This window comes from Nonomuraea sp. NPDC050451 (genome assembly GCF_044458585.1).
Genome location: NZ_JBITHZ010000104.1, coordinates 1 through 2,919 on the forward strand (window position 1 = coordinate 1; position 2,919 = coordinate 2,919).

The following is a 2,919-nucleotide window of genomic DNA, read 5'->3' on the forward strand; positions in this document are numbered from 1 at the left end:
GCCGCGTCGGCTTTCGTGTGTCCTGAACGCTGACTGTCGGGTCGGGTAGGTGCCGACCCGACGGTTGGCGGTGCTGTGCAAGAGATGGAGGTGGGCCCTCCGTAGCCGCCGTGCAGGCGGAGGCTGCAAACCACCGCAAGCTGCGTCGGTAAAGAGCCGGGGTGGTGAGCGTTGCGGAAAAGGCGCGCCGTGAGTGCGTCAGGTGTGGATCGCGAAGGCGAGTGAAACCGAACCCTTGTCGACGTGTCGAAATGCGGTAGATGACATCAAAACCGGGATGGGAAAGCGGTTCCGGGATGAGCCAGAGGGATACCTGTCTACTGCTCTGGTGGTGTCCGGCATGAAGAGGGCGCGAGCGCGATCCAGGCTCTTGCATGGAACAGGAGAACCTGTCGTCCTGGGATCCCCGCACGATGGACGGGGTGGAGGGAGTTCCTCAAGCGGCAGAAACCGTGAGAGGCGGAGTACCGGTCCAGGGCACAGGGGCGGACCGCCCTGTAGTAGTGCGGAAGCTCCTGTAATGGGAGTGGAGCGAAGGGGGCGGGTCATCCGTGGCTTCATCGCGTGTCAACCGTTCGCGGGAGGAACGCGTGGATGAGCCGAAGCTGAAATCGTTTAATATTTCCAAACGGTTGGTGTGGGAGGCGTATCAGAAGGTCGCGGCCAACAAAGGTGCGGCGGGTGTCGATGGGCAGTCAATTGCCGAGTTCGAGCAGGACCTGAAAGGGAACCTGTTCAAGCTATGGAACCGACTGTCGTCGGGGAGTTACTTCCCGCCGCCGGTGCGAGCGGTGGAGATACCGAAGAAAGCCGGGGGAACCCGCTTGCTGGGAGTCCCCACGGTGGCTGATCGGATCGCTCAGACTGTGGTGTGCATGGTGTTGGAGCCAGAAGTCGAGCCGATGTTCCATGCCGACTCCTATGGCTATCGTCCGGGGCGATCAGCGCTGGATGCGCTGGCGGTGACGCGGCGAAGATGCTGGGAGAACGACTGGGTCATCGATCTCGATATTCGGGCGTTCTTCGACACTGTTCCGTGGGACCTTGTTCTCAAGGCGGTGGAACGCCACACCACCGAGCGGTGGATCTTGTTGTATGTGCGTCGGTGGCTGGAAGCGCCGTTGCAGCGACAAGATGGCACTGTGGTCGAGCGGACGATGGGAACCCCGCAAGGATCGGCAATATCACCTTTACTGGCCAACCTATTCATGCATTATGCGTTCGATGCGTGGATGGCTCGGACCTACCCGAGCGTCACGTTCGAGCGGTATTGCGATGACGTGGTGGTGCACTGCCGCAGCAAGGCCCAGGCGGAGTTCATCCGGGACAAGATAGCCGCCCGGTTGGCCGAGTGTGGGTTGGCGCTGCATCCCGATAAGACCAGGATCGTCTATTGCAAGGATGCGAACCGCGCCGGATCGCATGAGTACGAGCAATTCACGTTCCTCGGATACACGTTCCGGCCCCGGCAGTCATTCAACACGAAGCTCGGCACGTTCTTCGTGGCCTTTCTGCCGGGAGTGAGCCGGGATGCCGTGGTACGGATTCGCCATGCGATCCGTGCCTGGCGTATCCATCGGCGCAGTGATATGACCTTCGCTGACATCGTCGAGCAGGTCAACAGGCATGTGGCAGGCTGGATTGCCTACTACGGGCGGTTCTACAAGTCCGCGCTGTATGCAGCGTTCTATGGCCTCAACGAGTTCTTGGTGCGGTGGGCCATGCGGAAATATAAGAAGCTGAGAAGAAGACCGAAACGAGCGTGGGGTCTGCTGGCCGCGATGGCGCAGAGGAGTCCGCGCATGTTCGCGCATTGGCGGTTCGGTGCTCTACCAGCGACAACGAGGACAACTGGATGATGGGAGCCGTGTGAGCTGCGAGGTTCACGCACGGTTCTGCGAGCGGCGGCGGGTGAGACTCCCGCCGCCGACTCTCCTTCGCGGCCGAGCTCGACCGGCCACACACGCACTCGTGACCTTCATCGACCAGCACGCCGACGTGTTCGGTGTCGAGCCGATCTGCCGTGTCCTGACCGAACACGGCTGCCCCATCTCCACCAGCACTTACTACGCCGCCAAGAACCGCCCACCCTCGGCCCGCGCCCTGCGCGACGCCGAACTGGACGCCCACATTCAGCGCATCCATGCCGCCAACTACGGCGTCTACGGCGCCCGCAAGATCTGGCATCAACTCCAGCGCGAAGGGCACCGGGTGGCCCGCTGCACCGTCGAACGGCGCATGCGCGCCCTCGGCCTGCAAGGCGCCCGGCGCGGCAAAAAGGTGCGCACCACCATCGCCGACCCCGGCCACGAGCGGGCGGCCGACCGGCTCCAGCGCGACTTCACCGCGACTCGGCCGAACGCCGCCTGGGTGGCCGACTTCACCCACGTGGCCGCCTGGTGCGGCATCGTCTACGTCGCCTTCGTCGTGGACATCTACTCCCGGGCCGTCGTCGGGTGGGCCGCCTCGCTGACCAAGCACACCACGCTCGTACTCGACGCCCTGGACATGGCCCTGTGGCGGCGCGAGCGCATCGGTCGGCCGGTCGAGCCGGGGCTGATCCACCACAGCGATGCCGGTAGTCAATACACGTCTTTCCGGTTCACCACGCATCTGCTGGCGACCGAGATCGACGCCTCCATCGGCACCGTCGGCGACGCGCTCGACAATGCCCTGATGGAATCGCAGATCGGCCTCTACAAGACCGAGCTGATCAAGCCCCGAGGGCCCTGGCGAAGCCTGGCCGACGTCGAGCTGGCCACCGCCGAATGGGTCGACTGGTTCAACGCCACCCGCCTGCACTCAGCGATTGGACACCTGCCACCAGAGGAGTACGAGGCTCTCTACTACGCTCAACACCAACCCAGCGAACCCGCCGGAATCAACCGTTGAGGTCTCCATCAAAGTCGGGGCGGTTCA

General features: G+C 63.4%; 2 protein-coding genes. Both read left to right on the plus strand.

Going from position 1 to position 2,919, the window contains the following annotated elements; all coding sequences use genetic code 11:
• Positions 1 to 590: 590 nt before the first annotated feature.
• Positions 591 to 1,859: a group II intron reverse transcriptase/maturase gene (ltrA, locus tag ACIBI9_RS67790; protein ID WP_397239660.1), complete on the plus strand. Its 1,269-nt coding sequence runs from the start codon at positions 591 to 593 to the stop codon at positions 1,857 to 1,859.
• Positions 1,860 to 1,911: 52 nt separating this feature from the next.
• Complete coding sequence (locus ACIBI9_RS67795; RefSeq protein ID WP_397239662.1) at positions 1,912 to 2,892, plus strand: IS3 family transposase; 981 nt, start codon at positions 1,912 to 1,914, stop codon at positions 2,890 to 2,892.
• Positions 2,893 to 2,919 lie beyond the last annotated feature (27 nt).